This window comes from Arthrobacter sp. C2 (assembly GCA_024207135.1).
GTDB lineage: Bacteria > Actinomycetota > Actinomycetes > Actinomycetales > Micrococcaceae > Paeniglutamicibacter.
Genome location: CP042428.1, coordinates 4,211,324 through 4,235,751 on the forward strand (window position 1 = coordinate 4,211,324; position 24,428 = coordinate 4,235,751).

Genomic DNA, 24,428 nt, shown 5'->3' on the forward strand with positions numbered 1-24,428 from the left:
TGCGCCCCCGGGCGCGGCGGTGGGACGGTGTGCGCGGGGATGTGGATAACGTGGGCCGGGTCTTGACAGGCAAGCGGTCACTTGCCTTAATGGTGGATGTGGAAGAACTGTTGAAGGCGCTGGCGGACCCGACCCGGGCGGTGATCCTGGACGAGCTGGTGGAACACACCGGCCAGACGCTCTTTGAGATCTGCAACCGGCTGTCGTCGCGGCATGGCATCAACCCGAGCCGGCAGGCGATCTCGCAGCACCTTCAGGTGCTCGAGGCGGCCGGGCTGGTGCGCAGCGAACGCTCCGGGCGTTACAAGTTCCATTACGTGGACACCGCGCCGTTGCTCCGGATCACGGAGCGCTGGCCGAACGCCGGGCGGCAGGATTCAACAAGGGAAGCCGACGGCATCGGCGGCACCACGGACCCGGGCGTGCCGCGCGCGGGCGCATTGCCGGCATCGAAAGGGAAAAAACCATGAGGATCAATCTAGCCAGCGTCCTTGTCAGCGACCAGGCCAAGGCGCTTGAGTTCTACACCACCAAGCTGGGGTTCGTGAAGAAGAACGAGGTGCCGATGGGCGAGGTTTCCTGGCTGACGGTCGTCTCGCCGGAGGACCCGGACGGGGTGGAGCTGGTGCTGGAGCCGGACAGCCACCCCGCCGTGCGGCCCTTCCTCGACGCGCTGGTGGCCGACGGAATCCCGTTCACCTCCTTCGCCGTCGCCGACGTGCAGGCAGAATACGAGCGGCTGGTGGGCCTGGGCGTGCAGTTCACCCAGCCGCCGACCGCCATGGGGCCGGTGACCACCGCAGTCTTCGATGACACCTGCGGGAACCTGATCCAGATCGCCGCGATGGTCCAGGCGCCGGGGGAATGACCCCCACGCCCGTGCCCGATGCCGACGTGGCCGTCGATCCGGGGCTGGTGCGGGCCCTGTTGTGCGCCCAGCACCCGGATCTGGCCCGGCTGGAACTTCGGTTCGCCGACGACGGCTGGGACAACGTGATCTACCGGCTGGGAGACGAGCTGGCGGTGCGCCTGCCACGCCGGGACATTGCCCATGCGCTGCTGCTCAACGAGGTGCGCTGGCTCCCGTTCCTGGCGCCGCGGCTGCCGCTGCCCGTTCCGGTGCCGCTGCACCGCGGCAGGCCGGGGGAGGGCTACCCGTACCACTGGGCGGTGGTGCCGTGGCTGCCCGGTTCCAGCGCGGCCTTCGTGGGAGCGCAGGTGCGCGACGGGTACGCCGGGGAACTGGCCGCGTTTTTCCGGGCGTTGCATGTTCCGGCCCCGGCCGATGCCCCGCGCAACCCGGTGCGGGGAGTGCCGCTGCGGGATCGGGACGCGGCGCTGCGCGGGCGGTTGGAGGCGGTGGAAGAGCCCGAGCGCGCGGCACTGCTGGCTATCTGGGAGCGGGGAATCGCCGAGGTCCTGCACGCCGGTCCGCGCTTGTGGCTGCACGGGGATCCGCACCCGCACAACATGCTGGTGCTCGATGCCGAGGGCACCGGGAAGTCCCGGCTGGGCGCGGTCATCGACTTCGGCGATATGACCGCGGGGGACCCGGCCAGCGACCTGGCCGTGGCTTGGCTGCATTTCAGCGCGGCGGGGCGCGCGGAGTTCCGGCGGCAGCTGGAGAATCATCGGCTCTATTCGCCGGGCACCTGGGAACGGGCCCGGGCCTGGGCGGTGAACTACGCGGTGCTCATGGCCGGGCTGCCGGTGGGTGATCCCCTGCATGGCGTGGGGGTCCACGGCATCGGGCAGCTGCTGGCCGAGGTTTAAGCGGTCCGAATGACGTGGTTCCGATCGGATCGACCCGGCACCGCGACAGTTCCCGGACCCCGGCGCGAATGCGGGGGTTGCCGGCCACGAGCCGGCGCAGATCCCGCCGGGAGTGCGCGGAAAAGTATCCGGGCAGGAAGAAGACACCGGTCATGCCGGCGAGTAGGGCCAGCTGGTGCCCGGCGTAGGCGGGTGCCCCGCGGCTCGTGCCGTCGAACTGTGTAACCAGCTCCATATGCACGATGGCGCACAGCGGAACGCCGGGCACCGCGACCATGATCCGTTTGCCGGCGACGCTGCAGCTGGCATGCACGGTGGCGACGTGGCTGGCCTTGGGCGTGGATTAATTGACCCGGCGCGAGAGGTACGGGCCCCACCTGGCCAGGGACACGGGGGGCAGGAACAACTGCGACAGGGCGCCGGGCAGCGCATCGAAGGTGGCCAGGTTGGCGAGGGCGGCGCAGGCCAGGGCGATCCCGTCTCGGCCGGGACAGCGGCAGGCATCCGGGGACCGCACCGGTGGGCCGGTGCGTGTCGTGTCGGTTGGGAATATCCCGGTTGCGCTTGCCCTGCGGAGGTCCTCGGCGTCGGGTCGTCCATGCGTGCCTCCTGGTCGGGCCGGAGTACGTAGCGGTGGACGACAATGTTTCATGAAGCCCGCGAATTTCGGTTTCGGCGGATGCGCTGGGTAAGGTCGGAAAACCGTTCCCGGTGTGATGCGCTTGACGTGTTCCGTGTCGCAACCGCCCTGGGGGAGCCACATCCCGCATTCCGCGGCCGCCGGGTGCAGCTCGGCGACCGGCGCGGAACACCGAACCAAGAGAAAGTGTGCCTGGAATGCAGATACGCGAACAGGATCCGGGGACCGGGCCACGCAACGGACGCGGGCATCGAGGAGACGACCTGCGCCGGCTGAACACCGCGGCGGTCATGAAGCACGTCTTCGGCCACCCGGGGCTGTCCCGGTCCGAGATCGCTGCCCACCTTGGCCTGAGCGCAGCCTCGGTCACCAACATCACCTCCACCTTGCTGGAGTCGGGGCTGCTGCGGGCCCTGCCCTCACCGACCGGGGCGCAGGGACGGCCGCGGGTGCCCCTGGAAATCGGCACGTCCGCACTGGTGCTCGGGATCCACCTGGGGCCGCGCACCGCGGGCGTGGTGTTGATGGGGCTCGACGGCGTGGGCCATGCCTCCGTGCTGGTGCCCCACGCCGGAATGGGCCCGACCGAAACCATCGACCGGGTGGTTGCCGCGGCCCACAAGCTGGTCGCGGACCACGCCCGGGACAGGCCGCTGCTGGGGACAGGCATCGCCACCGGCGGCATCGTGGACCGGCATGCGGCGGTGATCATCGACAACCCGGGTGCGGGCTGGCGCAATGTGCGCATGACGGAGCTGCTGCGCGGGCGGCTGCCCTCCCCGGTCATCGTCGACAACAACGCGCGGGCAGCTGCGCAGTCGGAATTGCTCTACGGCCACGGGCAACGGACCAACGACTTCGTCTTGATGGTCATCACCGCCGACATCGGGTCGGTGATGGTCGACGACGGGCGGATCCGAGCCGGGTTCAGCCAGACGGCGGGGCAGATCGCGCACCTGCGGGTCAGCGACCGGCCGGTGCCGTGCTCCTGCGGCAAGACCGGCTGCCTGGCGGTGATGGCCTCCGATGACGCGGTCGCGGCCGAGGCCAGGGATCGCGGGCTGGGAGGCGCGCAGAACATCGACCACGTGCTGGAACTGGCCGGGGCCCAGGACCCGGTGGCCATCGAGGTGCTGGAGCAACGCAACCGCTACGTCGGCCGGGCGGCGAGCCAGCTCATCGACATCCACGACCCCGAGCTGCTGGTCGTGGCCGGCACCCCGGCCGAAACCCCGGCGGTCTTCGCCGCCCTGGTGGCGGAGGTGGCCCGGCGGGCCCATGCGGGTTCCGGCGCCGCGGGCCGCGTCGTGCTTTCCTCGGACCATGTTTTTTCGCTCTCGCTCTTTGCCGCCTCCACGATGGTCGATGCGGTCCTCAACGATCCGCTGGGCCACGCGCTTCCCGAAGGCCTGTTGAACCCCTAGGCAACGCGGGTTTCCCGACGCAGCCGGCGGGGTCGGGGCAAGCCGTCCGGCAGCTGCCCGAGCCGTGCGCCGGAGCGCAAATGCCCGATGCCATCCGGTGGTGCTCTGAGGATTTATTGACACATGGTGCCGCATCTGGTTTATTTTAGAGCGTGAAATAAGTTGGTGAGGTCGATCACAGCATGTGGTTGCCTGGCCAACACCGCCACGCAGGGCGGAGTAACACGGGTCATTCGTACACGAGGAGCATCATGTCGAAGAAGAAGTTGATAGCCGTTGCAGCGGCATCCGCAGCGTTCATGCTGGTAGCCGGCGGTTGTTCGGCGGGAGCCGGCGCCGGGACGGCGGGCACCGCGGCGGATGGCGCCAAGCGCCTGTCGTTCCAGCTTGCCGAACCAACATCGCTGGTTCCGCACGAGTCCCCGGGAAGCCAGGTCGGCATGGCGACCTGTGCGAACCTCATGGAGGTCAACGTCGAGACGCAGGAGCTGGAACCGCTGGCCGCCAAGTCCGTCACGAGCCAAGACGCCACCACCTGGAAGATCGCGTTGCAGGAGGGCTGGACCTTCCAGGACGGCACCCCGGTCACCGCCGATTCCTTCGCCAAGGCCTGGTCCAAGACCGCCACCGGTTCCAACGCCTGGCAGGGCAACGGCAGCTTCGTCTCCTTCGCCGGCTACAAGGACCTGAACCCGACCGACGGCTCCAAGCCGAAAACCGATTCGCTCTCCGGAGTGAAGGTCATCGACGCGAACAACCTCGAGGTCACCCTCAATGCGCCCAACGCGGACTTCCCGAAGGTGCTGAGCACCTCGCCGCTGTGCCCGTTGCCCGAGGTCGCCTTCACCGATGCGAAGGCCTATGAGGAGAACCCGGTCTCCAACGGCCCGTACAAGTTCGTCTCCTGGAACCACAACCAGGAAGTCGTGCTGGAAAAGTGGGACGGCTTCAAGGGCGCAGCAGGTTTCTCCGGCGGGGCCGACAAGCTCGTGGGCCAGATCTACACCGCCGTCGACGCCGCCTACACGGACATGACCGCCAACAACCTGGACATGATCCGAAACGTGCCCGCGACCATGGTCTCCAAGGCCAAGAGCCAGCTCGGCGAGGAATCCCTCTACGAGGTCAAGACCGGCTCCAAGCAGTACACGCTGCAGATCCCCGACTATGTCAAGGGCCTTCAAGACCCGGACCTGCGCCGCGCCATCTCCATGTCGATCGACCGTGATGCCATCGCCGCCTCGCTGCTGCAGGGCTACGCCACCTCCTCCGACTCGCTGGTACCGCCGTCGCTGGATTCCTACAAGGAAGGTTCCTGCGCTTCGTGCACCTTTGACGCCGCCGGCGCCAAGGACCTGCTGAAGAAGGCCGGCGGATTCGACGGCACCCTGATCATCGAGCACACCTCGACCTCGGACGTGCAGCTGGTCCAGGCCATCTCCAAGCAGATCCAGGACAACCTGGGCATCAAGGTCCAGCTCAAGCCGATGCTGGGCACCGAACTCGAGGCCCGCCGCAACAACCAGAAACTCGAGGGCGCCGTCTTCGGCCTCTGGGGCTGGTCGTACAAGAGCTCGGACCAGTACCTGAGCCAGTACGAGACCGGTGGAGACGGCAACGTGACCACCGGCTACTCGAACAAGGCCGTCGACACGCTGCTGCGCTCGGCCCGCGGCGAGCAGGACGAAGCCAAGTCGGCCGCGCTCTACGCGCAGGCCGAGGCACTGATCATGAAGGACATGCCGGCGATCCCGCTGTTCATCCCGACGGACTTCGGCCTGCACACCAAGTGCGCCGTGATGAACGATGCCCAGGGCGACCTGCAGTTCTACCGCGCCGAATACGGCTGCTAAACCAGCACAACACTTGAAAGGTGGTGCGGGAGCGCCGGACATTAGACGCCGGCGCCCTCCCGCACCCCCGTGCGGAGGCGGACCCCTCGAAGGGGCCGCGAAAGGAAGCAGTTGCATGCTCGGCTACACAGTACGCAGAATCCTGCAGATGGTCCCGGTGGTCCTGGGGGCCACCTTCATCATCTACGCCCTCACTTTCCTGATGCCCGGGGATCCGGTGGCGGCCCTGACCGGCTCCCGCCCGCTGCCCGAATCCACGGTGCAGCAGATCCGGTTGGCCTACCACCTCGATGACCCGTTCCTGGTCCAGTACGGCAACTACATGCTCGGGCTGCTGCAGGGGAATTTCGGCATCGACTTCTTCGGACGCCCGGTCCTTGGGCTGATCCTCGAGCGCCTGCCGGTCACCTTCGCCCTGGCGATGACCGCCTGGGTGCTGAAGCTGGCCATCGGCCTGGCCATCGGCGTCTACGGCGGCCTGCGCAACGGACAGGCCGGAGACCACTTCGCGCTGGTGTTCACCGTGATCTTCCTGGGCATCCCCGGGTTCGTCATCGCCCTGGGCGCCCAGACCGTCTTCGGCGTGCAGCTGGGCTGGGTCGATCCGGCCGGCATCCGCGCCGGCTGGCCGCTGGCCTTCATCCTTCCGGCCCTGGTCATGGCGATCGAGGCCTCCGCAGGCCTGGCCCGGCTGACCCGCACCTCACTGGTGGACGTGCTGCGTGCCGAGTACCTGCGCACCGCCCGGGCCAAGGGGCTGTCCCCGCGCCGGGTCGTCTGGGGCCATGCCCTGCGCAACGCCATGATCCCGGTGGTCACCTACCTGGGCCTGTCCCTGGCGGGCATGCTCGGCGGAGCGGTGATCATTGAGGCGATCTTCAACATGCCAGGCATCGGAGGATTGATGGTCACGGCCATCAACAACAAGGAGGGCACCGTCGTGGTGGGCATCGCCACGATGCTCGTGCTGGTGTACCTCGTCTTCAACCTGCTCGTGGACCTGCTCTACGGCATCATCGATCCAAGGGTGCGGATATGAGCCAGAACACCGAAACCACCCCGGGCACCGCGCCGGCAACCGACCCGTTGGCACCGACCAACCCGATCACCGTCCCGTCGGGCATCAGGCCCCCGGCCGGCCCGCCGGCACCGGCCGCGTCCTTCCGGCGCAAGCCCGCGAAGAAGGTCAACCGCGGGCCGGTGTGGCTCAAGCCCCGCTTCCTGGTGTCCGGCACGATCGTGGCGCTCATGCTGCTGATGGCCGCGTTCCCGCAGCTCTTTGCCGGGTTCGGCTCGGACCCGACCGCCAATTGCGACATCATGAACACCAACCAGGCGCCCAGCCCGGAGCACATCTTCGGGATGGATATCCAGGGCTGCGACTACTACACCAACGTGATCTACGGGGCGCGGGCCTCGATCCTGGTCGGCATCGTGGTCACCGCGATCTCCTTCGTCATCTCCGCGCTGCTCGGCTCGCTGGCCGGCTACTTCGGCGGCTGGGTCGACACCCTGATCTCCCGCGCCTGCGACATGGCCTTCGGCCTGCCGTTCATCCTGGCCGCGATCGTGGTGCTGCAGCTGTTCTCGGAGCGCACCGTGTGGACAGTCATCTTCGCCCTGGCGCTGTTCTCCTGGCCCGGCGGGGTGCGGTTCATGCGTTCCTCGGTGATGGAGGTCCGCAACCGGGAATACGTCCAGGCCTCCAGGTTGTTGGGTGCCGGCAACGGGCGGATCATCGCCAAGCACATCATCCCCAACTCGCTGACGCCGCTGCTGGTGCTCCAGACCCTGGGCATCGGCGGGGTGATCTCCGCCGAGGCCGGGCTGACCTTCATCGGCATCGGGCTCACACCGCCCTCGGTGTCCTGGGGGCTCCAGCTGGCCGCGGCGCGCGAATACATCTCCGCGGCCCCGCACCTGCTGATCTTCCCCGCGATCTTCCTGACCATCACCGTGCTGGGCTTCGTGCTCTTTGGCGAGGCCATGCGCGATGAGTTCGACCCGAAAGGCAAATAGCATGGGCATCCACCAACATGCGAACCCCGCTGCCGATGCCGCCGACGACGTGCTGCTGCGCGTGAAAGACCTTGAGGTCGAATTCAACACCTCCAAGGGTGTCGCCACCGCGGTCAACGGCATGAATTTAGAGGTCAAGCGCGGGCAGGCGCTGGGCATCCTTGGCGAATCCGGTTCCGGGAAATCCGTGACCGCCCGCGCCATCATGGGAATCCTGGACATGCCCCCGGCCCACATCCCGCGCGGCGAGATCCTCTTGGAGGGCGAGGACCTGCTCACCGTCACCCCCAGGCGCCACCGCCAGCTGGTCGGCTCGCGGGTCACGATGGTCTTCCAGGATGCGCTGACCGCACTGAACCCGGTCCACCCGGTGGGCCGGCAGATCGGCGAACTCTACCGCGTGCACCGCGGCTACTCCCGCCGGGACGCGAAGGCAGCGGCCATCAAGATGATGGACAAGGTGCGCATACCGGCGGCCGCGAAGCGCGTGAACGACTACCCGCACCAGTTCTCCGGCGGCATGCGCCAGCGCATCGTCATCGCCATGGCGCTGGCCCTGGATCCGGTGCTGCTGATCGCCGACGAGCCGACCACTGCCTTGGATGTCACGGTGCAGGCGCAGATCCTCGAGCTGCTCAAGGAGCAGCAGGAGGAACGCAACATGGGGTTGATCCTGATCACCCACGACATCTCCGTGGTCAGGGAGGTCACGGACCAGGTCGCGGTCATGTACGCGGGACGGGTCGTGGAGCACGGGCCCACCGCCGAGGTGCTCTCGCGCCCCGGCCACCCGTATTCCCGCGGCCTGGCCGCCTCGATTGCCGGGGAGGAGCTCAAGGGCCGGCGCCTGCCGGCGATCCTCGGCACGCCGCCGGACTTGCTGCACCTGCCGGCCGGGTGCTCGTTCGCCAACCGCTGCGCCTTCGCCAGCGAGGCGTGTGCGGCCTCCGTCCCCGCACTGGAATTGATCGACGAGGCACGGCATAGCGCCTGCTTCCACACTTCGGAGGTCCTGGCCCATGCCAACGCCTAGCACCAGCACGCAGACCCTGCCGGGAACGGCGAACTATCCGGCATGCACGCCGTTGATGGAAATGCGCGACGTGAAGCAGCACTACGCCGTGCACCGCCACCTGCCCATCGGCCCGCGCAAGTTCGTCAAGGCCCTGCACGGAGTCGACCTGTCCGTGCACGCCGGGGAGACCTTGGGCGTGATCGGCGAGTCCGGCTGCGGCAAGTCCACCCTGGCCCGCGTGATGGCCGGGTTGGAGAAGCCCACGCAGGGCCAGGTGTTTTTCCGCGGCGAAGACATCAACACGCTGCGCGGGGACGAGAAGAAGGAGATGCGCCGGAACATCCAGTTGATCTTCCAGGACCCGTACTCCTCGCTGAACCCGCGGATGACGGTGGAGCAACTGGTCTCCGAGCCCTACGAGATCCACCCCGAGGTGGCCCCGAAGGCCGGACGCAAGGCCAAGATCAAGGAACTGCTCGAACTGGTCGGGCTGAACCCCAACCACTCCGACCGCTACCCGCACAACTTCTCCGGCGGCCAGCAGCAACGCATCGGTATCGCCCGCGGCATCGCGCTGAACCCCAAGATGCTCATCTGCGACGAGCCGGTTTCCGCGCTGGATGTCTCGGTGCGCGCCCAGGTGGTCAACCTGCTCGATGACCTGCAAAAGGAACTGGGCCTGTCCTACTTGTTCATCGCCCACGATCTGCAGATCGTGCGGCACATCTCCGACCGGGTCGCGACCATGTACCTGGGCCGCGTCGTGGAGCTGGGGACCTACTCGGATGTCTATGACTCCACCGCGCAGCCGTACACGCGGGCATTGATGTCCGCGGCCCCGGAACTGCGCAGGAACGACGGGAACGACCGGGAGAAGATCATCCTGCAGGGCGATCCGCCCTCGCCGATCGACCCGCCGGCAGGCTGCAGGTTCCACACCCGCTGCCCCATGGCCCAGGCGATCTGCGCGACACGGGAACCGGAGCTCATCGCGGTCGGGGACAGCCATGAGGCGCGCTGCCACTTCGCCAAGGACCTCGCGGCCGAATTCGTCCAACGCGCGGGCGCCTGAACAAACATCCGCCCAGCCACCGGACCAGCACGCCGATCTACCCACCCCGGGTTCCAGGGGACCCCGGCACCGCCGACGACGGCCTCCCTGCGGGCGGCCGCCGCCAACAAACTTGCACAATGAAGGAGAAAAATCGTGGATCTCAAGGTAGGTGTCGTCGGCTTCGGCCTGCGCGCCGGACTCTACAAGCACGCACACCGCCCCGGCGAGGGCTCGGTCGTCACCATGGTGTGTGACACCTCCGAACGCGGCCGCGCCGATGCCGCGGCCAAGCTGCCCGAGGCCATCATCACCGCGGACCTGGACGAGCTGCTGGGCGCCGGCCTGGATGCGGTGCTGGTGCTGACCCCGGACAACCAACACGCGGTGGTCGCCCAGCGCACCCTGGATGCCGGCATCCCGACGTTCTGCGAAAAGCCGCTGGATGTCACCCTGGAAGCAGTGGACGAGCTGCTCGAAACTGCGTTCCGCACCGGCACCAAACTGTACGTCGGGCACAACATGCGCCACATGCCGGTGGTTCGCCAGATGCGCGAGATCATCGAATCCGGTGCCATCGGCGAGGTCAAGGCCGTGTGGTGCCGCCACTTCGTGGGCAACGGCGGAGACTACTACTTCAAGGACTGGCACGCGGAGCGCAAGAACACCACCAGCCTGCTGCTGCAAAAGGGCGCCCACGACATCGACGTGATCCACTGGCTCGCGGGAGGCTACACCGCGTCGGTCTCCGCCGTCGGCGACCTTGCGGTCTACGGGGACGTCGAATCCCGCCGCGACAACACCGACCGCCGCATGTGGGACTGGTTCTCGCTGGAGAACTGGCCGCCGACCGACCAGAAGGACCTGAACCCGGTCATCGACGTGGAAGACATCTCGATGATGCAGATGAAGCTGGACAACGGCGTGCTGGCCTCCTACCAGCAGTGCCACTTCACCCCGGACTACTGGAGGAACTACACGGTCATCGGCACCGCGGGCCGCCTGGAGAACTTCGGGGACGACGCGGGCAACAAGATCAAGGTGTGGAACACCCGCAGCCAGACCGGCTACGTGGAGGCGGACCTCGAGGTCGAGATCGAGGCGGCCGACGGGGGGCACGGGGGTGCGGATCCACGCCTGATCGCCGAGTTCCTGCGCTTTGCGGCTTCGGGCGGGCCGACCGAGACCTCCCCGGTTGCCGCACGCGCGGCGGTTGCCGCGGGCGTGCTGGCCACCGAGTCGCTGCGCACCGACGGGTCGGCCAAGATCGTTCCTGCGCTCAGCGGGGAATTGCTGGCCTACTTCGCGGCCAACCAGGAGCGCGTAAACGCCTGAGGCGGCCCGGTGCCCGGCCGGACAACCGCTGCCGGCGCACCAGTCCCAAGGGGAGCATCCCTCCTCCGGCATCCGGGGGGAGGGACGCTCCCCTTCGGCGTTTCCGGCCCGGTGGCGGGGCACCGGAGGGTCAGTCGCCGGTGAGCTCGGCCATGGCCTGGCCCATGGCGGTGGCCACCAGCTGCACGCTGCGCCGGTGCATGGATTCGGGCCGCGCCAGCAGGTCGATGCGCCGGCGGTTGGCGATGCCCTCGAGCCGGCGCAGCACCACGTTCTCGCCCAGCGCGGCGCCGGCGGTGTAGCGCGGAATGATGCCGATGACATCCCCGGCCGCAACCAGCGCAGCGACCGTGGCGTAGTCGTTGATCCGGTGGATGATCTCCGGGGCGGCACCGGAAACCGCGCTGATGGCTCCGAGCACGTCGGCCGGGGAGAAGCCCTCGCGGCTGACCACCCAGTGCTCGCCGACCAAATCCGCCGGGCGCAGTGTGTCCTTCGCCGCCAGCCGGTGGCCGGCCGGCAACGCGATGTCCAGGGGCTCGTGCGCGAGCGGGGTGACGACGACCCGGTCGGCGGGCCAATGCGGGGTGTGGTCCATGCGGTGGGCCAGGACCAGGTCGTAGCGGGCGGTCAGCGCCGGGAAATCCTGCTGGGCCACGTCCTCGTCGAAGAATCGCGGCGCGGGGAAACCGGGTGTTGCGAGCTTGCTCAGCAGCGGGGCGAAGAGCACCTGGCCCACGGAGTGGAACCCGGCCACGGAAACCGGGGCAGCGGCGCTTTCCTGGAACTCGCCGATAGCGGCCCGTGCCGCGGCCAGCGAGGAGACCACCGTGGCGCCGGCGGCCGCCAGCACCTGACCGGCCTCGGTGAGCACCAGGTTCCGGCCCTCCTTGCGGGTCAGCGGGACCTGGATGTTGCGCTGGAGCAGGGCCAGCTGCTGGGAAACGGCCGAGGGCGTGACATACATGGCGCTGGCCACGGCCTTGACCGAGCCGAGGTCGCCGAGTTCGCGCAGGATCTGCAACTGGTGGACTTCCATGTAGTCAATCCTAAATCGTTGATTGAGAAACATGCGTATCTTCTAAGGTGTCTATGTCGGGTGCGAGATGCCAGACTGGAGGCGAATCGTCCATGAAAGGCGCGCCAGGCGGCGCAATTGAGGAGCCATCGATGAAGGCACTGTACAAGTCCGGGCCACACGCCGGATTCGAGCTGGTTGACCGCCCCGAGCCCGTGACCGGCGACCGCGACGTGAAGATCCGAGTGATGACCGCAGGCATCTGCGGCACCGACCTGCACATCCAGGCCTACGACGACGCCGCCAAGGCCATGATCAAGGCCCCGATGATCCCGGGCCACGAGTTCTACGGCGAGGTCGTCGAGGTGGGCGACGAAGTCACCGACGTGAAGATCGGCGACCGCGTCTCCGGCGAGGGCCACGTGGTCTGCGGCATGTGCCGCAACTGCCGCGCGGGCCGGCGCCAGATGTGCATCAACACCGTCTCGGTCGGCGTGCAGCGCGACGGCGCCTTCGCCGAATTCGTCGTCATCCCCGAGACCAACGTCTGGGTCCACCGCGACCCCTCGATCACCCCGGAACTCGGCGCGATCTTCGACCCGTTCGGCAACGCCGTGCACACCGCGCTGTCCTTCCCGCTGGTCGGCGAGGACGTGCTGATCACCGGTGCCGGGCCCATCGGCCTGATGGCCATCGCCGTGGCCCGCCACGCAGGCGCCCGCAAGATCGCCATCACCGACATCTCCCCGCAGCGCCTGGAACTGGCCCGCGGCATGGGCGTGGACCTGGCCATCGACGTCTCGGCGACCCGCATCAAGGATGCCCAGCGCGAACTGGGCATGCGCGAGGGCTTCGACTTCGGCATGGAAATGTCCGGCCACCCCACCGCGCTGCCGGAAATGATCGAGAACATGAACCACGGCGGGCACATCTCCATGCTTGGTCTGCCCTCCAGCTCCATCGACATCGACTGGGGCAAGGTCGTCACCCACATGCTCACGCTCAAGGGCATCTACGGCCGCGAGATGTTCGAGACCTGGTACGCCATGAGCGCCATGCTCACCTCCAACCCGGTGCTGCGAGAACGCGTCGCCTCCGTGGTCACCGACTACCTGCCGGCCACCCAATGGGAAGCCGGCTTCGACGCCGCGCGCTCCGGCCACGGCGGCAAGGTCGTCCTGGACTGGACCGTCTTCTAGAGATCCCCCAAGCCTCTTCCACATTCCCGCGACTTTTAGGAGAAGCACCGTGTACACCACCATGAAGGACGAGCTGGCAGCCGAACTGGCCCAGCTGCGCACCGACGGCCTGTTCAAGTCCGAACGCCACATCGACTCGGCCCAGTCCAACCGCATTTCCGCCGGAGAGCTCGGCTTTAGCGCCAAGAAGGTGCTGAACTTCTGCGCCAACAACTACCTGGGCCTGGCGGACGATGAGCGCATCATCGAGGCCGCCAAGAACGCCATGGACACCCGCGGCTTCGGCATGGCCAGCGTCCGCTTCATCTGCGGCACCCAGGACCTGCACCTGGAACTCGAGGCTGCGGTCTCCAAGTTCCTGGGCACCGAGGACACCATCCTGTTCTCCAGCTGCTTCGACGCCAACGGGGGCGTCTTCGAGTCGCTCTTCGGCGCCGAAGACGCCATCATCTCCGATGCGCTGAACCACGCCTCGATCATCGACGGCATCCGCCTGTCCAAGGCCGCGCGCTTCCGCTACGCGAACCAGGACATGGCGGACCTGGAGACCCAGCTGCAGGCAGCCGCCGCATTGAACGACGGCAAGGGTGCCCGCCGCACCATCGTCGTCACCGACGGCATCTTCTCCATGGACGGCTTCATCGCCCCGCTGGGAGCCATCTGCGACCTGGCCGACAAGTACGGCGCGCTGGTCATGGTCGATGACTCCCATGCCGTGGGCTTCATGGGCGCCACCGGCGCCGGCACCCCGGAACACGCGGGTGTCTCGGACCGCGTGGACATCTACACCGGCACCTTCGGCAAGGCCCTAGGCGGCGCCTCGGGCGGCTACGTGGCAGGCCGCGGCGAGATCGTGGCGATGCTGCGCCAGAAGGCGCGCCCCTACCTGTTCTCCAACTCGCTGGCCCCGGCCATCGTTGCCGCGACGCTGAAGGCGCTTGAGCTCGTCGAGGGTTCGGGCGAACTGCGCGAAAAGCTCTTCGAGAACGCCGCGCACTTCCGCCGCCGCATGACCGAGGAAGGCTTCGACCTGCTCGACGGCGAGCACGCCATCGTTCCGGTGATGTTCGGCGATGCCGTCAAGGCCGCAGAGGTGGCCGGCAAGATGCTGGAGCAGGGCGTCTTTGTCACCGCGTTCAGCTTCCCGGTGGTCCCGAAGGGCGCCGCACGCATCCGCGTGCAGCTCTCGGCAGCGCACTCGGCCGAGGACATCGAGGCCTGCGTGCAGGCGTTCGTCGCCAGCCGCTAAATGCTCCAAACAGGTATCGCCCGCATTCCCTGTCATGGGGGAGTGCGGGCGATACCTGCTTAATCAATCAGGGGCAAACGATCCGCCAACTTCTTGATGCCTAGCCTTTTCCCAGCGTTGATCCTGCCTTGGACTTGGTGGACTTGCTCGAAGAGTTCGAGGCAAGCTTCGATCCAGCCTTGGAAAGCGCGGCCTTTGACGGCGTGGACGACTTACCCATGTTTCACCGCCTTTCCGGAGTTCCCTGCCACTGGTGCAGATGGAGCACACCGTATCGGGCGGTGCAGACATTTTGGGGTTGGAAGTCCAGAACGATCAATTACTCTACGGCGCGATCAAACTGGATGTAGTCCAGGGAGGCGTAGTCTGGCGCCGTGAAGTGCGCGGTGAAGCGATGCGTTCCGCGTTCAAGGTAGCGATGGCCCCAATCCTGGCGTTCGAAGTTCCTGTTGTGTGTCGTGTTCTGGATGGCGGCGGGTTCGACGTCTGAGGAAACGCGGCCCGAAACCGCGTAGAGGCCAGGGACGGTGATGTCGACGATGCCCCGGACCCGGTGGAAAATGACGGAGGCACCCGCATTGATAAGCCAATGCAGGTGCCTCGCTCATTCCTCGTCCGGGGCAGTGCCCCGGGGCGGTCACCGAACGGAGTTGCGGCGAGAAGCCAGGCCCTCGGCGGTGCCAACGAGCAGGACCGCCGCGATGACGGCCACGACGAATCCCAGGACATTGAGTTCGAAGATGTTCCCGGTGCCCAGCAGACTGGCAATCACCCCGCCGATGACGGACCCGGCAAGTCCCAGCAGCAGGGTGACGAGCAGGCTCAGGTTCTGCTTGCCGGGCTTGATAAGCCGTGCAAGTGCGCCAATGACGAGTCCCGCGACGATGAATCCGATCATGTTTCCGGCCTTTTCTCTAGGTTGTGGGTGCAGCGCGGTGGCGGCTTCACCACTTTCGACCCTAGAGCATGCCTCTCCCGCGCGCGGTCAACCATGCGGCGGAAGCCCATGGGACATTCCCCACGCGGTGTCGCCCCGCCCGTGGGTGTGGCGACACCGTGGACGCGCGGTGCGAACGGTGTCCGGCATAGCGGTTACCCGGTGGTGAGGTCCCAAGCAATAAACGGTGAAGCATGGGAAGGTGGCTCTCAGGGATGGCACGAACCTGGATCTCCATGCCCCTGCGGTGGACATGGACACATGGAGGTCGCCGGAGAGCCTTCGCTGGTCCTTCAAACACATGGCAGAGATCCTGACCACTGCGGAAACCTCCCGGGGGAGCGGTGGCCGGCGCGCTGTGCGACGCCGGAAGGCTTGGCCCGGAGGGGCAGCTGACCGACTGCCTGCCGGAACTGGTCGAAACCGGATAGGCCGGGGCAATGGGCACCGGCTGCTGGACATGCGCTCCGGCATCGACTTCTCCGAGAACTACCTGGGCCCGGCCGCCGGGGTCCGGAAGCTGGAGGAGGCGATTGGCTGGGCCGCCTCCAATGCTCCCGGACCCACCGGCATGTTCCCGTTCCTGCGGACGCTGGAGCGCAAGACCGCCCACGACGGGGTCTTCGAGTACCGTTCCTGCGAGACGGACATGCTGGGCTGGATCGGCGAGGCCGCCGCGGGCACCCCCATGGACGCGCTGGTGTGGGCAGAATCGGAGCCGAATCGGACGCCTCCATGGGTATCGACAAGTTCGGCACCGGGGTCTTCGGCGGGGGAATCAACGCTACGCTGCGCGACATTGCCCGTTTCGGGTCGCTGTTCCTGGGCGACGGGCTTTACTTGACCGGTAAGCGGGTGCTCTCCGGCGAGTGGTTCGGGCAGACCCTGGCCGAAGCACCGGATTCACGCGACGCCTTTGCCGACAGCCCGGGAGACAACACGATGCCCGGCGGGATGCACCGCAACCAGATGTGGTTCCCCTATGCGGGCAGCGACGTGGTGCTTTGCCTGGGCATCCACGGCCAGCTGGTCCACGTCAACCGCCTTGCCGGGGTGGTGGCGGCCAAATTGTCGAACTGGCCGGTGCCGCAGGATCCGGCCAGGCTCTTTCCCGTCCTGCGCGCGTTCGAAGCGATTTCGGCCGCACTTGTGGTGGAGGCCGAGACTGCGTCCGCCCCCGTGCCAAAGGAACCGGCACCCGCGGGGTAGCCGGATCCCGCAGTCCCTCGCCGGGGGATGGGTCCGTGACGGCCGATTCCGGGGTCCGAGCCGGAAAACTGCGGCCCAAACGCAACTCAAGACCGTGGTGCGGCCTTCGCCATGCGCCTACGATGGAATCAATCTTGCCCATGCGGCGGATGATGCACATGGGGTCGGTTGTTTCATCTGGGGATGAAGGCGCTTCGATTGGGGGACGAAATGGTGGACCTTGCGAGGTTTGAGGACGCACACTACCTGACGGTGGCAGAGGTCGCCTTGGCGATGCGTGTTTCGAATATGACCGTCTACAGGTTGGTCCATGCGGGGGAATTGCCGGCGGTGCGATTCGGGCGTTCCTACCGCGTTCCGGCCCAGGCGGTGAAGGAATACCTGGGTTCTGAGCAACATGCGGCAGATCCTGGCCACCATCCCCCGGCCGACTGACATCGATGGGGCGTTGTTCGCGATGACTCTGGATCCTGCCGGGCGGGGGCAACGAACCGCCTAGGCATATCCATGACTGACCTCGCGGTTCACCCGCGGGAGGGAAGTGCCTGCGGGTCGATGTCGCCGGCGTCGTGGCAGTAGCCCAGGACCCGGATGATCGTTTCCAGGTCGCCCGCGGGCAGCGCCTCGAGGATGTCGCGGTGGGCCCGTGCGATGGAGGCCTGGTGTTCCGGCCCCAACTGGTAGGCGCGGGTGATCCGCCGCTGGATCGGGTGTCCCCAGATGCTTCCCAGGGTCTCGCGCAGGTATTGGTTGGGGCAGGGGTCGATGAGCCTGAGGTGGAATTCCTTGCCAAGGCGGAATTGCTCCTCCGCATCGGTGGGTTCCACCGTCTCGAATTCGTCGATGAGCGCCCGCAGCCGCACAAGTTGCGCGGGGGAGTGCCTGCCGATGGCCTGTGCCATCGCCAGCTGCTCCAGGTGGTAACGCACCTCGAAGACGTTGTGCACGTCTTGCGCCGTGAGGTCGTTGACCACGTACCCGCTCCCCGGCACCAGCGTGGCCAAGCCCTCCATTGCGACTTGGGCCAGGGCGTCACGCACCGGAGTGCGTGAGACGCCGTATTGGGCGGCAACCTGTTCCTGGACCAGTGCGGTTCCCGGCTTCAGCGCGCCGCTGACGATTTCGGAAGCGATTTGTTCGTGGACGCGCACCGCCAGTGGTCTTGCGTCGTGGACTCCCGTAGCCATGCGTCTCCCTGAAAATGTTTCGTCGCGGTTCCCAGCAGTCTAGCGTGTGGTTTTCACTCCGCTCCGCGGTGCTGGTGGCGCGGGTCACAAAAAACCCTTGACCCATCTGTATCCACTGTATACGGTGAATACAATCAGTGGCGTTCCACCTCCCGACAAAGGAAAAAACATGTATGTCTTGAACACCTGGTACGTGGCGGCCTGGAGCAGCGAGGTCGACCGCAAGCCGGTCAAGCGGGTAATCTGCGAGCAGCCGATCGTGCTCTTCCGCACCCAGAACGGCACGCCGGTGGCCCTGGCCGACCGCTGCGCCCACCGCGCCTTCCCGCTCTCTGAAGGCCGCACCGTCGGCGATTCCATCGAGTGCGGCTACCACGGGTTCACCTACGGCGCGGATGGGATGTGCACCAAGGTCCCCGCGCAAAGCACCATCCCCGAGCGCGCCAAGGTCCGCAAGTACCCGCTGGTGGAAAAAGACGGCTGGATCTGGGCCTGGATGGGGGATGCGGACCTGGCCGACCCCGCGGACGTACCGGACACGCACTGGATGACCGACCCCGGGTGGGCCACCGTCACCCATTCGTTCCACTTCAAGTGCCGCGCCGGGCTGATCCACGACAACCTGCTGGATCTGACCCACGAATCGTTCCTGCACCAGACCACCGTGGGCGACGACTACATCTACGAGCACGGCATCACCGTGGAGGTCGAAGGATCGGTGGTCAGCGTCGACCGGCTGATGCCCTCCGTTCAGGCACCGCCGCTGTACGCCGACACCATGGACGCCCGCGGGCTGTTCGACCGCTTCCACTGCACCGAGTTCTTCGTGCCCAACCTGCACGTGCTGCACTCCGGGATCACCGGGGAAGGCAAGCCTCGCGCCGAGGGCTACCTGATCAAGGTGCTCAACGGCATCACCCCCATCGACGAGCACAACTCCTGGTACTACTACGCCTTCAGCCGCAACTTCGCCGTCGATGACGCGCAGGCCACCGAGGACCTGCGCGTGGGACTGAACACCGTCCTGCAGGAGGACGCCGATGCCCTGGAAGCCCAGGAGATCGGCATGCAGTCCCGCCCTGACGGCGAGTTCGACGTGCTCATCGCCCAGGACGGCGGCGTCGCCAAGGCCCGGCGCATCCTGTCCACGCTGGTCAAGCGCGAGCAGGCCGCCGCCGCGGACCGGCCCGTCGCCGGCGCAAGGGCCTAGTCGCCATGTGGATGCTGGTACGTGCCGATTCGCAGGACGACTACTGGGAAGCCGGGCAGGGGCAACGCACCCTCGCCGCCTGCCCGGACACCGACGAGCGCGGGGATCCCTGGCGCTGGACCGCGCGGCTGGCCGAGGATGCGTCCGGGCCAGAGGTGCTCATCGAGGCCGACCCCGACTACATCGGGGTGCAGACCTCCGTCTACGCCGACGGACATACCGGGGTCGTCGAACGCCCCGCCGGGCACCAGATGGTGGTGACCTCGCTGCACGGCCAGGTGCTGGTCGCGGCCGTGGATGGGCCGTGGGAACGCTGGCTGAACCCCGGGGACGTGTTCATCGTGGAGGGCGAGGACGACGAGTCGCTGCGCATCTCGCTGACCGTACCCGAGGCCCGGGTCTCGGTCACGATGCTGGCCCCTCGCCGAGCCGCGGCCCTGAGGTGGGTACCGTGAGCGCCGGGACGGCGCCGGCGCGGCCGCTCGCACCGGTCGGCGCGTCCTTCACCGGGATCGACTTCTCCGCCACGGGCAAGCAGCTGGGCTACGGACACGTGGTGCACTCGGACAATGTGCACGATGGGGCGATCATCCCGGTTCCCGTCGCGGTGATTTCCTCGGGTCCCGGACCGGTGGCCCTGCTGGTGGCCGGCACCCACGGAGACGAATACGAGGGGCAGGTCTTGGCCCACGAGCTGATCCGTGAACTGGATCCGGCCCGGCTGTCCGGCACCGTGATCGTCGTGCCGGCGGCCAACTCGCCGGCCGTGCGCTCCGCGGCCCGCGTTTCGCCGATCGACGCGGGAAACCTGAACCGCAGCTACCCGGGCCGTGCCGAGGGCGGGCCCACCGAGCAGGTTGCCGCGCTGATTGCCGGTGCCCTGCTGCCGCGCGCCGACTTCGTGATCGACATGCACTCGGGCGGATCGAACTCGACCTACTTGCCCTGTGCCTTCATCTACCGCGGCCCCGACGAAGAGCTGTGGCGGGCGAAGCTTCGGGCCTCCCGGTTGCTGGGCCTGCCGTACGTCATGGTGGTCGCCCCGCTGCTGGAGCCCGGCTCGCTGTCCAGCGCCGGGGACCTGGCCGGGGTCCTCACGATTTCCACCGAGCTTTCCGGGTCCGGGACCGTTGACCGGCATGCGCTGGTGGCCATGCGCCGCGGCATGCCGCGCCTCTTGGCCGACCTGGGGATCCTCAACGGGGCCGCCGAGGCTCCGGTGGAGGCCGAACCGCAGTGGATTGAACTGGTGCCCGAATCGCCGGTAACCTCCACGGCCGCCGGGCTCTTTGAACCGCTCGTCGACCTGGGGGAAGCTGTGAGCGCCGGGCAACCGGTGGCGCGCGTGCACTTCATCGACGAACTGGACCGGCAGCCGCGTGCCTATCATGCCCGACTTGACGGGGTGGTCGCGATCATGCGCCGACCCACGCTGGTGGCCCCGGGCACCCACCTGCTGCACATTGCACCGCTGCTCGATCCCGACTCCCTTTAGTTTCTCCCGTTCTCCCACCACGCCCGGCGCCCCTGGCAGCCCGGACACCACCGAAGAAGGACAGAAAATGATCTCGCACCGCACTACGCGTTTCCTGGCCGCCGGCATGCTGCTCGTCTTGGCATCCACCGGCTGCACCACCGTCTCGCAGGCCGAATCCACCCAGGGCTCCGGCGCGTCGGGTTCAGCGTCCGCCGTGGCCTTGGGCGTCAACGAGGCCGCCCGGGCCCTGCTCCCGGCAGACATCCGCGAGGCGGGGGTACTGCGCATTGCCTCGGACCCGACCTACCCCCCGTTCGAGTTCTACGACACCGACAACAAGACGCTGATCGGCTGGGACGCCGACATGGGCGACGCCATCGGCGCGGTGCTGGGCCTGAAGGTCGAGCATGTTCCGGCCACCTTCGACACCATCCTGCCCGGCCTGCAATCGGGCAAGTACGACCTGGGCATGTCCACCTTCAGCGTCACCGACGAACGCCGCAAGGCCGTGGACTTCGTCCCCTACCTGCAAGGCGGTACCGGATTGGCCGTGGCCCCGGGCAATCCGCAGAAGTTGAGCGTTGACGCGACGAGCCTGTGCGGCAAGGCGGTAGCCGCACAGAAGGGATCGATCCAGTCCCTGGACATCCTTCCGGCGTTCTCCAAGAACTGCACCGAGGCCGGCAGCCCCGCCATAGACATGCAATTCTTTCCCACGCAGAACGACGCGAACCTCGCCCTGACCTCCGGCCGCGTCCAAGGGGTCATGGCGGACTCGGTCTCCCTGGCCTACCAGGGCAAGCTCGCCGGCGGGAAGTTCGAGGTCGCGCAGGGCCCCGACTACGAACCGGAACTCACCGGCACGGCGCTGGGCAAGAAGAGCGAACTGCTGCCTGCCGTCCAGGCAGCCACGGCAGCGGTGTTGGAATCCCCGACGTACGCAGAGATCAACGCCAAGTGGGGTCTGCCGGCCAGCACGCAGATCACCCCGGCCGATGTCGTGCTGAAGTAGCGATGGAGATGGCTCCCATGACCCTCATGACCGAACCCAAGAAGACCGCGGCCGCGGTTGACGAGTACAGCATCGTCAAGGCCAGGCACCCGGGGCGCTGGATTTCGGCGGCGGTGATCGTGTTGCTGGGGTTGCTGTTGGCCCGCTCGGTGGTCACCAACCCGAACTTCGGGTGGGAGACCGTCGGGATGTACATCCGCGACGTCTCCATCGTGCGCGGCATCGGCATCACCCTGGAACTGACCGCCGTCTGCATGCTCATCGGCATCGTGCTGGGCGTGGTGCTGGCCGTCATGCGGATCTCGGCGAACCCGGTGGTGCGCACCGCGGCCTTCGCCTATGTGAACTTCTTCCGCGGCACCCCGGTGCTGGTGCAGTTGCTCTTTTGGTACAACCTGGCCGCGCTCTATCCCTCCATCACCTTCGGCATCCCCGGGGTGGATTTGGACACGAATGCGATGATCACGCCGCTGACCGCCGCGATCCTGGGGCTGGGGCTGAACCAGGCGGCGTACATGTCCGAGATCGTACGGGCCGGCATCCTTTCGGTGGAGCACGGCCAGTCCGAGGCGGCCGGGGCACTGGGCATCAACCGGCTCCAGACCATGCGGCGGATCATCCTGCCGCAGGCCATGCGCGTGATCATCCCGCCCACGGGCAACGAAACCATCGGCATGCTCAAGACCACCGCCCTGGTCTCGGTCATCTCGGTGCCCGAGCTGCTGTACTCCGCGCAGATCATCTATGCCCGCAATTTCGAGACCATCCCGCTGCTGATGGTCGCCAGCATCTGGTACATCGTGGTCACCTCGATCCTGAGCGTCGGGCAGTTCTACCTGGAGCGCCACTACGCCAGGGGCGGGCAGCGTAGCCTGCCGCAGACCCCGTGGCAACAACTCAAGCGGTTCATGCGGGTGCACGACCCGCTGACCCTCAAGGGAGCGAAGAAATGAGTGCGACCATCCTGGAAACCGGCGCCACGGCCACGGCGCCCGCGCCGATGATCAAGGCCGATGCTATCCGCAAGAGCTACGGCCGGCTGGAGGTGCTGAAGGGCATCGACCTGCAGGTGCAGCGCGGGGAGGTGGTGTGCCTGATCGGTCCTTCCGGGTCGGGCAAGTCGACGCTGCTGCGCTGCATCAACCACCTGGAAACGATCGAGGGCGGGCGGATGTGGGTGGACGGGGCGGTGATGGGCTATGACCTGAAGGGCACCAAGCTGCACGAGCAGCCGCACGCGAAGATCTGCCGCAGCCGGGTGGAGATCGGGATGGTGTTCCAGCACTTCAACCTGTTCCCGCACATGACCGTGCTGGAGAACCTGATCGAGGCGCCGCGCCTGGTGCTGAAGGAGAAGCGCTCGAGTGCGACGGCGCGGGCGCTGTCCCTGTTGGAGTCGGTGGGGTTGGCCGACAAGGCCAAGGCGTATCCGCGGCAGCTTTCGGGCGGGCAGCAGCAGCGCGTGGCGATCGCCCGGGCGCTGTGCATGCGGCCGAAGGTCATGCTCTTTGACGAGCCGACCAGCGCGTTGGATCCGGAGCTGGTTGGCGAGGTGCTCAAGGTGATGAAGGACCTGGCGGCCACCGGCATGACCATGGTCGTGGTGACCCACGAGATGAACTTCGCCCGGGACGTCGCGGACCGGGTGGTGTTCATGGACGACGGGCATGTAGTGGAGCAGGGCCCGGCACGGGACGTCATCGGCAATCCACAGCATGAACGCACCCGCGCCTTCCTGGCCTCGGTCCTCTGACCCATCCACCCATATATCCACGCATCTTCGAAAGGGCACACAACGATGTCGACCCTGGAATTCTTTGAAACCGAAGTCCACCGCATCACCAGCGAATCCGACGGCGTCCTGTCCCTCGAGCTGAGGCACCCGCTGGGACGGGCGCTGCCCGAGTGGAATGCAGGGGCACACCTTGACGTGCTGCTGCCTAACGGGTTGATCCGGCAATACTCCCTCTGCTCGGATCCCGGCCAACGGGATTCGTGGCGCCTGGCGGTGCTGCGCGAACCGGCCGGGCGCGGCGGATCGGCCTACGTGCACGACGAATTGCGTCCCGGGACCAAGATCCAAGTGCGCGGACCCAAGAACAATTTCGCCCTGGCACCGGCACCGCAATACGTGTTCCTGGCCGGAGGCATCGGCATCACCCCGCTCCTTCCCATGGTTAGGGCCGCTGCCGCCGGGGATCAGCCCTGGCGACTGATCTACATGGGCCGCAGCCGCAACAACATGGCTTTCCTCGACGAGCTCGCTGGCTACGGGGACCATGTGCACATCCACGCCGACGACGAGAACGGCTTCTATCCCCTGGCCGACCTCCTCGCCGATCCGGTTGCGGACTTCCACGTGTATACCTGCGGTCCGGGTCCGCTGCTGAAAGTGATCGAATCCCTGGCCGGGGGATGGCAGGACCCGTCCCGCCTGCACTTCGAACGCTTTGCCGCGGACCCCGGGTCGGCCGGAGCGGCCGTGGCACCGCACGAGGGCGACCACGAATTCACGGTGCAGGGCACCGACGGGACGGAGGTAAGCGTCCCGGTAGGGGTGAGCATCCTGCAGGCCTTGGAGGATGCAGGCATGAGCCCGCTGAACTCCTGCCGCGAGGGGATCTGCGGCACCTGCGAGACGCCGGTGCTCTCCGGGGAGATCGACCACCGCGATTCCCTGCTCTCGGATCAGGAGCGTGAGGCCGGGGACACCATGATGATCTGCGTGTCCCGGTGCAAGGGCAAGCGCCTGGTGCTCGACCTGGGCTAGGCGCTGTAGGGGCGCCCGCACTTTGTCGAGCGACCGTGGCCGTCGAATTC

Annotated in this window: 27 protein-coding genes; 23 read left to right on the top strand and 4 right to left on the bottom strand. The window is 67.1% G+C overall.

Annotation, left to right across the window (positions count from 1 at the left end; all coding sequences use genetic code 11):
- Positions 1 to 98: 98 nt before the first annotated feature.
- Genes FPY90_RS19215 through FPY90_RS19225 form a run of 3 tightly spaced genes read left to right on the top strand, consistent with a single transcriptional unit; the run spans position 99 to position 1,773 of the window.
- Positions 99 to 470 (top strand): ArsR/SmtB family transcription factor, encoded by a 372-nt coding sequence (locus FPY90_RS19215; protein ID WP_217641916.1) that lies wholly within the window; start codon positions 99 to 101, stop codon positions 468 to 470.
- A complete protein-coding gene (locus FPY90_RS19220) occupies positions 467 to 868 on the top strand; it encodes a VOC family protein (protein ID WP_071215535.1) in 402 nt (133 codons plus the stop codon). The genes FPY90_RS19215 and FPY90_RS19220 overlap by 4 nt, the downstream gene beginning before the upstream one ends.
- Positions 865 to 1,773, top strand: coding sequence for an aminoglycoside phosphotransferase family protein (locus FPY90_RS19225; protein WP_071215536.1), 909 nt, complete (start codon positions 865 to 867; stop codon positions 1,771 to 1,773). Before FPY90_RS19220 ends, FPY90_RS19225 begins: the two co-directional genes overlap by 4 nt.
- 343 nt (positions 1,774 to 2,116) lie before the next feature.
- Here FPY90_RS19225 and FPY90_RS19230 read toward each other — a convergent pair whose 3' ends face one another.
- Complete coding sequence (locus FPY90_RS19230) at positions 2,117 to 2,290, bottom strand: hypothetical protein (protein ID WP_498682817.1); 174 nt, start codon at positions 2,288 to 2,290, stop codon at positions 2,117 to 2,119.
- 320 nt (positions 2,291 to 2,610) lie between these two features.
- On the opposite strand from FPY90_RS19230, the gene FPY90_RS19235 reads away from it, so the two are divergent.
- The 7 genes from FPY90_RS19235 to FPY90_RS19265 all read left to right on the top strand — a co-directional run bounded on the left by FPY90_RS19235 (position 2,611) and on the right by FPY90_RS19265 (position 11,110).
- Positions 2,611 to 3,837, top strand: a complete 1,227-nt coding sequence (locus FPY90_RS19235; RefSeq protein ID WP_498682818.1) for an ROK family transcriptional regulator — start codon at positions 2,611 to 2,613, stop codon at positions 3,835 to 3,837.
- A 251-nt stretch (positions 3,838 to 4,088) separates the two neighbouring features.
- Positions 4,089 to 5,690: a peptide ABC transporter substrate-binding protein gene (locus tag FPY90_RS19240; protein ID WP_498682820.1), complete on the top strand. Its 1,602-nt coding sequence runs from the start codon at positions 4,089 to 4,091 to the stop codon at positions 5,688 to 5,690.
- A 115-nt stretch (positions 5,691 to 5,805) separates the two neighbouring features.
- The gene (locus tag FPY90_RS19245; RefSeq protein WP_071215539.1) at positions 5,806 to 6,729 is read left to right on the top strand and encodes an ABC transporter permease; all 924 of its coding nucleotides are present in this window, start codon (positions 5,806 to 5,808) and stop codon (positions 6,727 to 6,729) included.
- Positions 6,726 to 7,709: an ABC transporter permease gene (locus FPY90_RS19250; RefSeq protein ID WP_083411338.1), complete on the top strand. Its 984-nt coding sequence runs from the start codon at positions 6,726 to 6,728 to the stop codon at positions 7,707 to 7,709. The genes FPY90_RS19245 and FPY90_RS19250 overlap by 4 nt, the downstream gene beginning before the upstream one ends.
- Position 7,710: 1 nt before the next feature.
- A complete protein-coding gene (locus tag FPY90_RS19255) occupies positions 7,711 to 8,742 on the top strand; it encodes an ABC transporter ATP-binding protein (protein WP_498682821.1) in 1,032 nt (343 codons plus the stop codon).
- Complete coding sequence (locus tag FPY90_RS19260; RefSeq protein ID WP_498682822.1) at positions 8,729 to 9,796, top strand: ABC transporter ATP-binding protein; 1,068 nt, start codon at positions 8,729 to 8,731, stop codon at positions 9,794 to 9,796. Before FPY90_RS19255 ends, FPY90_RS19260 begins: the two co-directional genes overlap by 14 nt.
- A gap of 132 nt (positions 9,797 to 9,928) precedes the next feature.
- Positions 9,929 to 11,110: a Gfo/Idh/MocA family protein gene (locus tag FPY90_RS19265; protein WP_498685625.1), complete on the top strand. Its 1,182-nt coding sequence runs from the start codon at positions 9,929 to 9,931 to the stop codon at positions 11,108 to 11,110.
- A gap of 130 nt (positions 11,111 to 11,240) precedes the next feature.
- Here the strand turns inward: FPY90_RS19265 and FPY90_RS19270 are convergent, their stop codons facing one another.
- Entirely contained in the window at positions 11,241 to 12,149 is a 909-nt protein-coding gene (locus FPY90_RS19270; protein ID WP_498682823.1) for a LysR family transcriptional regulator, read from the bottom strand.
- A gap of 131 nt (positions 12,150 to 12,280) precedes the next feature.
- Here FPY90_RS19270 and tdh point away from each other — a divergent pair, with 131 nt between their 5' ends.
- The 3 genes from tdh (at position 12,281) to FPY90_RS19285 (ending at position 15,066) form a co-directional block, all read left to right on the top strand.
- Entirely contained in the window at positions 12,281 to 13,327 is a 1,047-nt protein-coding gene (gene tdh, locus FPY90_RS19275; protein WP_071215543.1) for an L-threonine 3-dehydrogenase, read from the top strand.
- Between the two features lie 49 nt (positions 13,328 to 13,376).
- Positions 13,377 to 14,576, top strand: coding sequence for a glycine C-acetyltransferase (locus tag FPY90_RS19280; RefSeq protein WP_071215544.1), 1,200 nt, complete (start codon positions 13,377 to 13,379; stop codon positions 14,574 to 14,576).
- Between the two features lie 259 nt (positions 14,577 to 14,835).
- The gene (locus FPY90_RS19285; RefSeq protein WP_498682824.1) at positions 14,836 to 15,066 is read left to right on the top strand and encodes a hypothetical protein; all 231 of its coding nucleotides are present in this window, start codon (positions 14,836 to 14,838) and stop codon (positions 15,064 to 15,066) included.
- Between the two features lie 147 nt (positions 15,067 to 15,213).
- On the opposite strand, the gene FPY90_RS19290 is transcribed toward FPY90_RS19285, so the two are convergent.
- Positions 15,214 to 15,474: a GlsB/YeaQ/YmgE family stress response membrane protein gene (locus FPY90_RS19290; RefSeq protein WP_071215546.1), complete on the bottom strand. Its 261-nt coding sequence runs from the start codon at positions 15,472 to 15,474 to the stop codon at positions 15,214 to 15,216.
- A gap of 499 nt (positions 15,475 to 15,973) precedes the next feature.
- On the opposite strand from FPY90_RS19290, the gene FPY90_RS19295 reads away from it, so the two are divergent.
- From FPY90_RS19295 to FPY90_RS19305, 3 genes are all read left to right on the top strand, one after another.
- Positions 15,974 to 16,357, top strand: coding sequence for a hypothetical protein (locus FPY90_RS19295; RefSeq protein WP_498682825.1), 384 nt, complete (start codon positions 15,974 to 15,976; stop codon positions 16,355 to 16,357).
- Entirely contained in the window at positions 16,249 to 16,722 is a 474-nt protein-coding gene (locus FPY90_RS19300) for a hypothetical protein (protein ID WP_498682827.1), read from the top strand. Before FPY90_RS19295 ends, FPY90_RS19300 begins: the two co-directional genes overlap by 109 nt.
- A gap of 210 nt (positions 16,723 to 16,932) precedes the next feature.
- On the top strand, positions 16,933 to 17,157 hold the full coding sequence (locus FPY90_RS19305; protein WP_071215745.1) for a helix-turn-helix domain-containing protein: 225 nt from the start codon (positions 16,933 to 16,935) through the stop codon (positions 17,155 to 17,157).
- Positions 17,158 to 17,246: 89 nt separating this feature from the next.
- Here the strand turns inward: FPY90_RS19305 and FPY90_RS19310 are convergent, their stop codons facing one another.
- Positions 17,247 to 17,909 carry a GntR family transcriptional regulator gene (locus FPY90_RS19310; RefSeq protein ID WP_071215548.1) on the bottom strand — a complete coding sequence of 221 codons (663 nt, stop codon included), beginning with the start codon at positions 17,907 to 17,909 and terminating at the stop codon, positions 17,247 to 17,249.
- 169 nt (positions 17,910 to 18,078) lie between these two features.
- Between FPY90_RS19310 and FPY90_RS19315 the strand changes: the two genes are divergently transcribed.
- The 7 genes from FPY90_RS19315 to FPY90_RS19345 all read left to right on the top strand — a co-directional run bounded on the left by FPY90_RS19315 (position 18,079) and on the right by FPY90_RS19345 (position 24,378).
- The gene (locus tag FPY90_RS19315) at positions 18,079 to 19,119 is read left to right on the top strand and encodes a Rieske 2Fe-2S domain-containing protein (RefSeq protein WP_071215549.1); all 1,041 of its coding nucleotides are present in this window, start codon (positions 18,079 to 18,081) and stop codon (positions 19,117 to 19,119) included.
- Between the two features lie 5 nt (positions 19,120 to 19,124).
- Positions 19,125 to 19,574, top strand: coding sequence for a hypothetical protein (locus tag FPY90_RS19320; RefSeq protein WP_498682828.1), 450 nt, complete (start codon positions 19,125 to 19,127; stop codon positions 19,572 to 19,574).
- A complete protein-coding gene (locus tag FPY90_RS19325; protein ID WP_498682829.1) occupies positions 19,571 to 20,614 on the top strand; it encodes a M14 family metallopeptidase in 1,044 nt (347 codons plus the stop codon). Before FPY90_RS19320 ends, FPY90_RS19325 begins: the two co-directional genes overlap by 4 nt.
- A 67-nt stretch (positions 20,615 to 20,681) precedes the next feature.
- Positions 20,682 to 21,608, top strand: a complete 927-nt coding sequence (locus FPY90_RS19330) for an ABC transporter substrate-binding protein (protein WP_498682831.1) — start codon at positions 20,682 to 20,684, stop codon at positions 21,606 to 21,608.
- Positions 21,609 to 21,625: 17 nt separating this feature from the next.
- Positions 21,626 to 22,561: an amino acid ABC transporter permease gene (locus FPY90_RS19335; RefSeq protein WP_498682833.1), complete on the top strand. Its 936-nt coding sequence runs from the start codon at positions 21,626 to 21,628 to the stop codon at positions 22,559 to 22,561.
- The gene (locus FPY90_RS19340; protein WP_498682834.1) at positions 22,558 to 23,361 is read left to right on the top strand and encodes an amino acid ABC transporter ATP-binding protein; all 804 of its coding nucleotides are present in this window, start codon (positions 22,558 to 22,560) and stop codon (positions 23,359 to 23,361) included. The genes FPY90_RS19335 and FPY90_RS19340 overlap by 4 nt, the downstream gene beginning before the upstream one ends.
- A 45-nt stretch (positions 23,362 to 23,406) precedes the next feature.
- On the top strand, positions 23,407 to 24,378 hold the full coding sequence (locus FPY90_RS19345) for a PDR/VanB family oxidoreductase (protein WP_498682836.1): 972 nt from the start codon (positions 23,407 to 23,409) through the stop codon (positions 24,376 to 24,378).
- The last annotated feature ends 50 nt before the right edge of the window (positions 24,379 to 24,428 follow it).

What these genes read in the sequence shown, in the direction of transcription:
- FPY90_RS19285 (WP_498682824.1), top strand. Translation starts at nt 14,836, where the DNA reads ATGGAGCACACCGTATCGGGCGGTGCAGACATTTTGGGGTTGGAAGTC.
- tdh (WP_071215543.1), top strand. Translation starts at nt 12,281, where the DNA reads ATGAAGGCACTGTACAAGTCCGGGCCACACGCCGGATTCGAGCTGGTT.
- FPY90_RS19235 (WP_498682818.1), top strand. Translation starts at nt 2,611, where the DNA reads ATGCAGATACGCGAACAGGATCCGGGGACCGGGCCACGCAACGGACGC.
- FPY90_RS19295 (WP_498682825.1), top strand. Translation starts at nt 15,974, where the DNA reads ATGCGCTCCGGCATCGACTTCTCCGAGAACTACCTGGGCCCGGCCGCC.
- FPY90_RS19240 (WP_498682820.1), top strand. Translation starts at nt 4,089, where the DNA reads ATGTCGAAGAAGAAGTTGATAGCCGTTGCAGCGGCATCCGCAGCGTTC.
- FPY90_RS19245 (WP_071215539.1), top strand. Translation starts at nt 5,806, where the DNA reads ATGCTCGGCTACACAGTACGCAGAATCCTGCAGATGGTCCCGGTGGTC.
- FPY90_RS19260 (WP_498682822.1), top strand. Translation starts at nt 8,729, where the DNA reads ATGCCAACGCCTAGCACCAGCACGCAGACCCTGCCGGGAACGGCGAAC.
- FPY90_RS19270 (WP_498682823.1), bottom strand. Translation starts at nt 12,149, where the DNA reads ATGGAAGTCCACCAGTTGCAGATCCTGCGCGAACTCGGCGACCTCGGC.
- FPY90_RS19300 (WP_498682827.1), top strand. Translation starts at nt 16,249, where the DNA reads ATGGGTATCGACAAGTTCGGCACCGGGGTCTTCGGCGGGGGAATCAAC.
- FPY90_RS19310 (WP_071215548.1), bottom strand. Translation starts at nt 17,909, where the DNA reads ATGGCTACGGGAGTCCACGACGCAAGACCACTGGCGGTGCGCGTCCAC.
- FPY90_RS19340 (WP_498682834.1), top strand. Translation starts at nt 22,558, where the DNA reads ATGAGTGCGACCATCCTGGAAACCGGCGCCACGGCCACGGCGCCCGCG.
- FPY90_RS19250 (WP_083411338.1), top strand. Translation starts at nt 6,726, where the DNA reads ATGAGCCAGAACACCGAAACCACCCCGGGCACCGCGCCGGCAACCGAC.
- FPY90_RS19345 (WP_498682836.1), top strand. Translation starts at nt 23,407, where the DNA reads ATGTCGACCCTGGAATTCTTTGAAACCGAAGTCCACCGCATCACCAGC.
- FPY90_RS19255 (WP_498682821.1), top strand. Translation starts at nt 7,711, where the DNA reads ATGGGCATCCACCAACATGCGAACCCCGCTGCCGATGCCGCCGACGAC.
- FPY90_RS19335 (WP_498682833.1), top strand. Translation starts at nt 21,626, where the DNA reads ATGACCCTCATGACCGAACCCAAGAAGACCGCGGCCGCGGTTGACGAG.
- FPY90_RS19225 (WP_071215536.1), top strand. Translation starts at nt 865, where the DNA reads ATGACCCCCACGCCCGTGCCCGATGCCGACGTGGCCGTCGATCCGGGG.
- FPY90_RS19220 (WP_071215535.1), top strand. Translation starts at nt 467, where the DNA reads ATGAGGATCAATCTAGCCAGCGTCCTTGTCAGCGACCAGGCCAAGGCG.
- FPY90_RS19315 (WP_071215549.1), top strand. Translation starts at nt 18,079, where the DNA reads ATGTATGTCTTGAACACCTGGTACGTGGCGGCCTGGAGCAGCGAGGTC.
- FPY90_RS19320 (WP_498682828.1), top strand. Translation starts at nt 19,125, where the DNA reads ATGTGGATGCTGGTACGTGCCGATTCGCAGGACGACTACTGGGAAGCC.
- FPY90_RS19305 (WP_071215745.1), top strand. Translation starts at nt 16,933, where the DNA reads ATGGTGGACCTTGCGAGGTTTGAGGACGCACACTACCTGACGGTGGCA.
- FPY90_RS19290 (WP_071215546.1), bottom strand. Translation starts at nt 15,474, where the DNA reads ATGATCGGATTCATCGTCGCGGGACTCGTCATTGGCGCACTTGCACGG.
- FPY90_RS19330 (WP_498682831.1), top strand. Translation starts at nt 20,682, where the DNA reads ATGATCTCGCACCGCACTACGCGTTTCCTGGCCGCCGGCATGCTGCTC.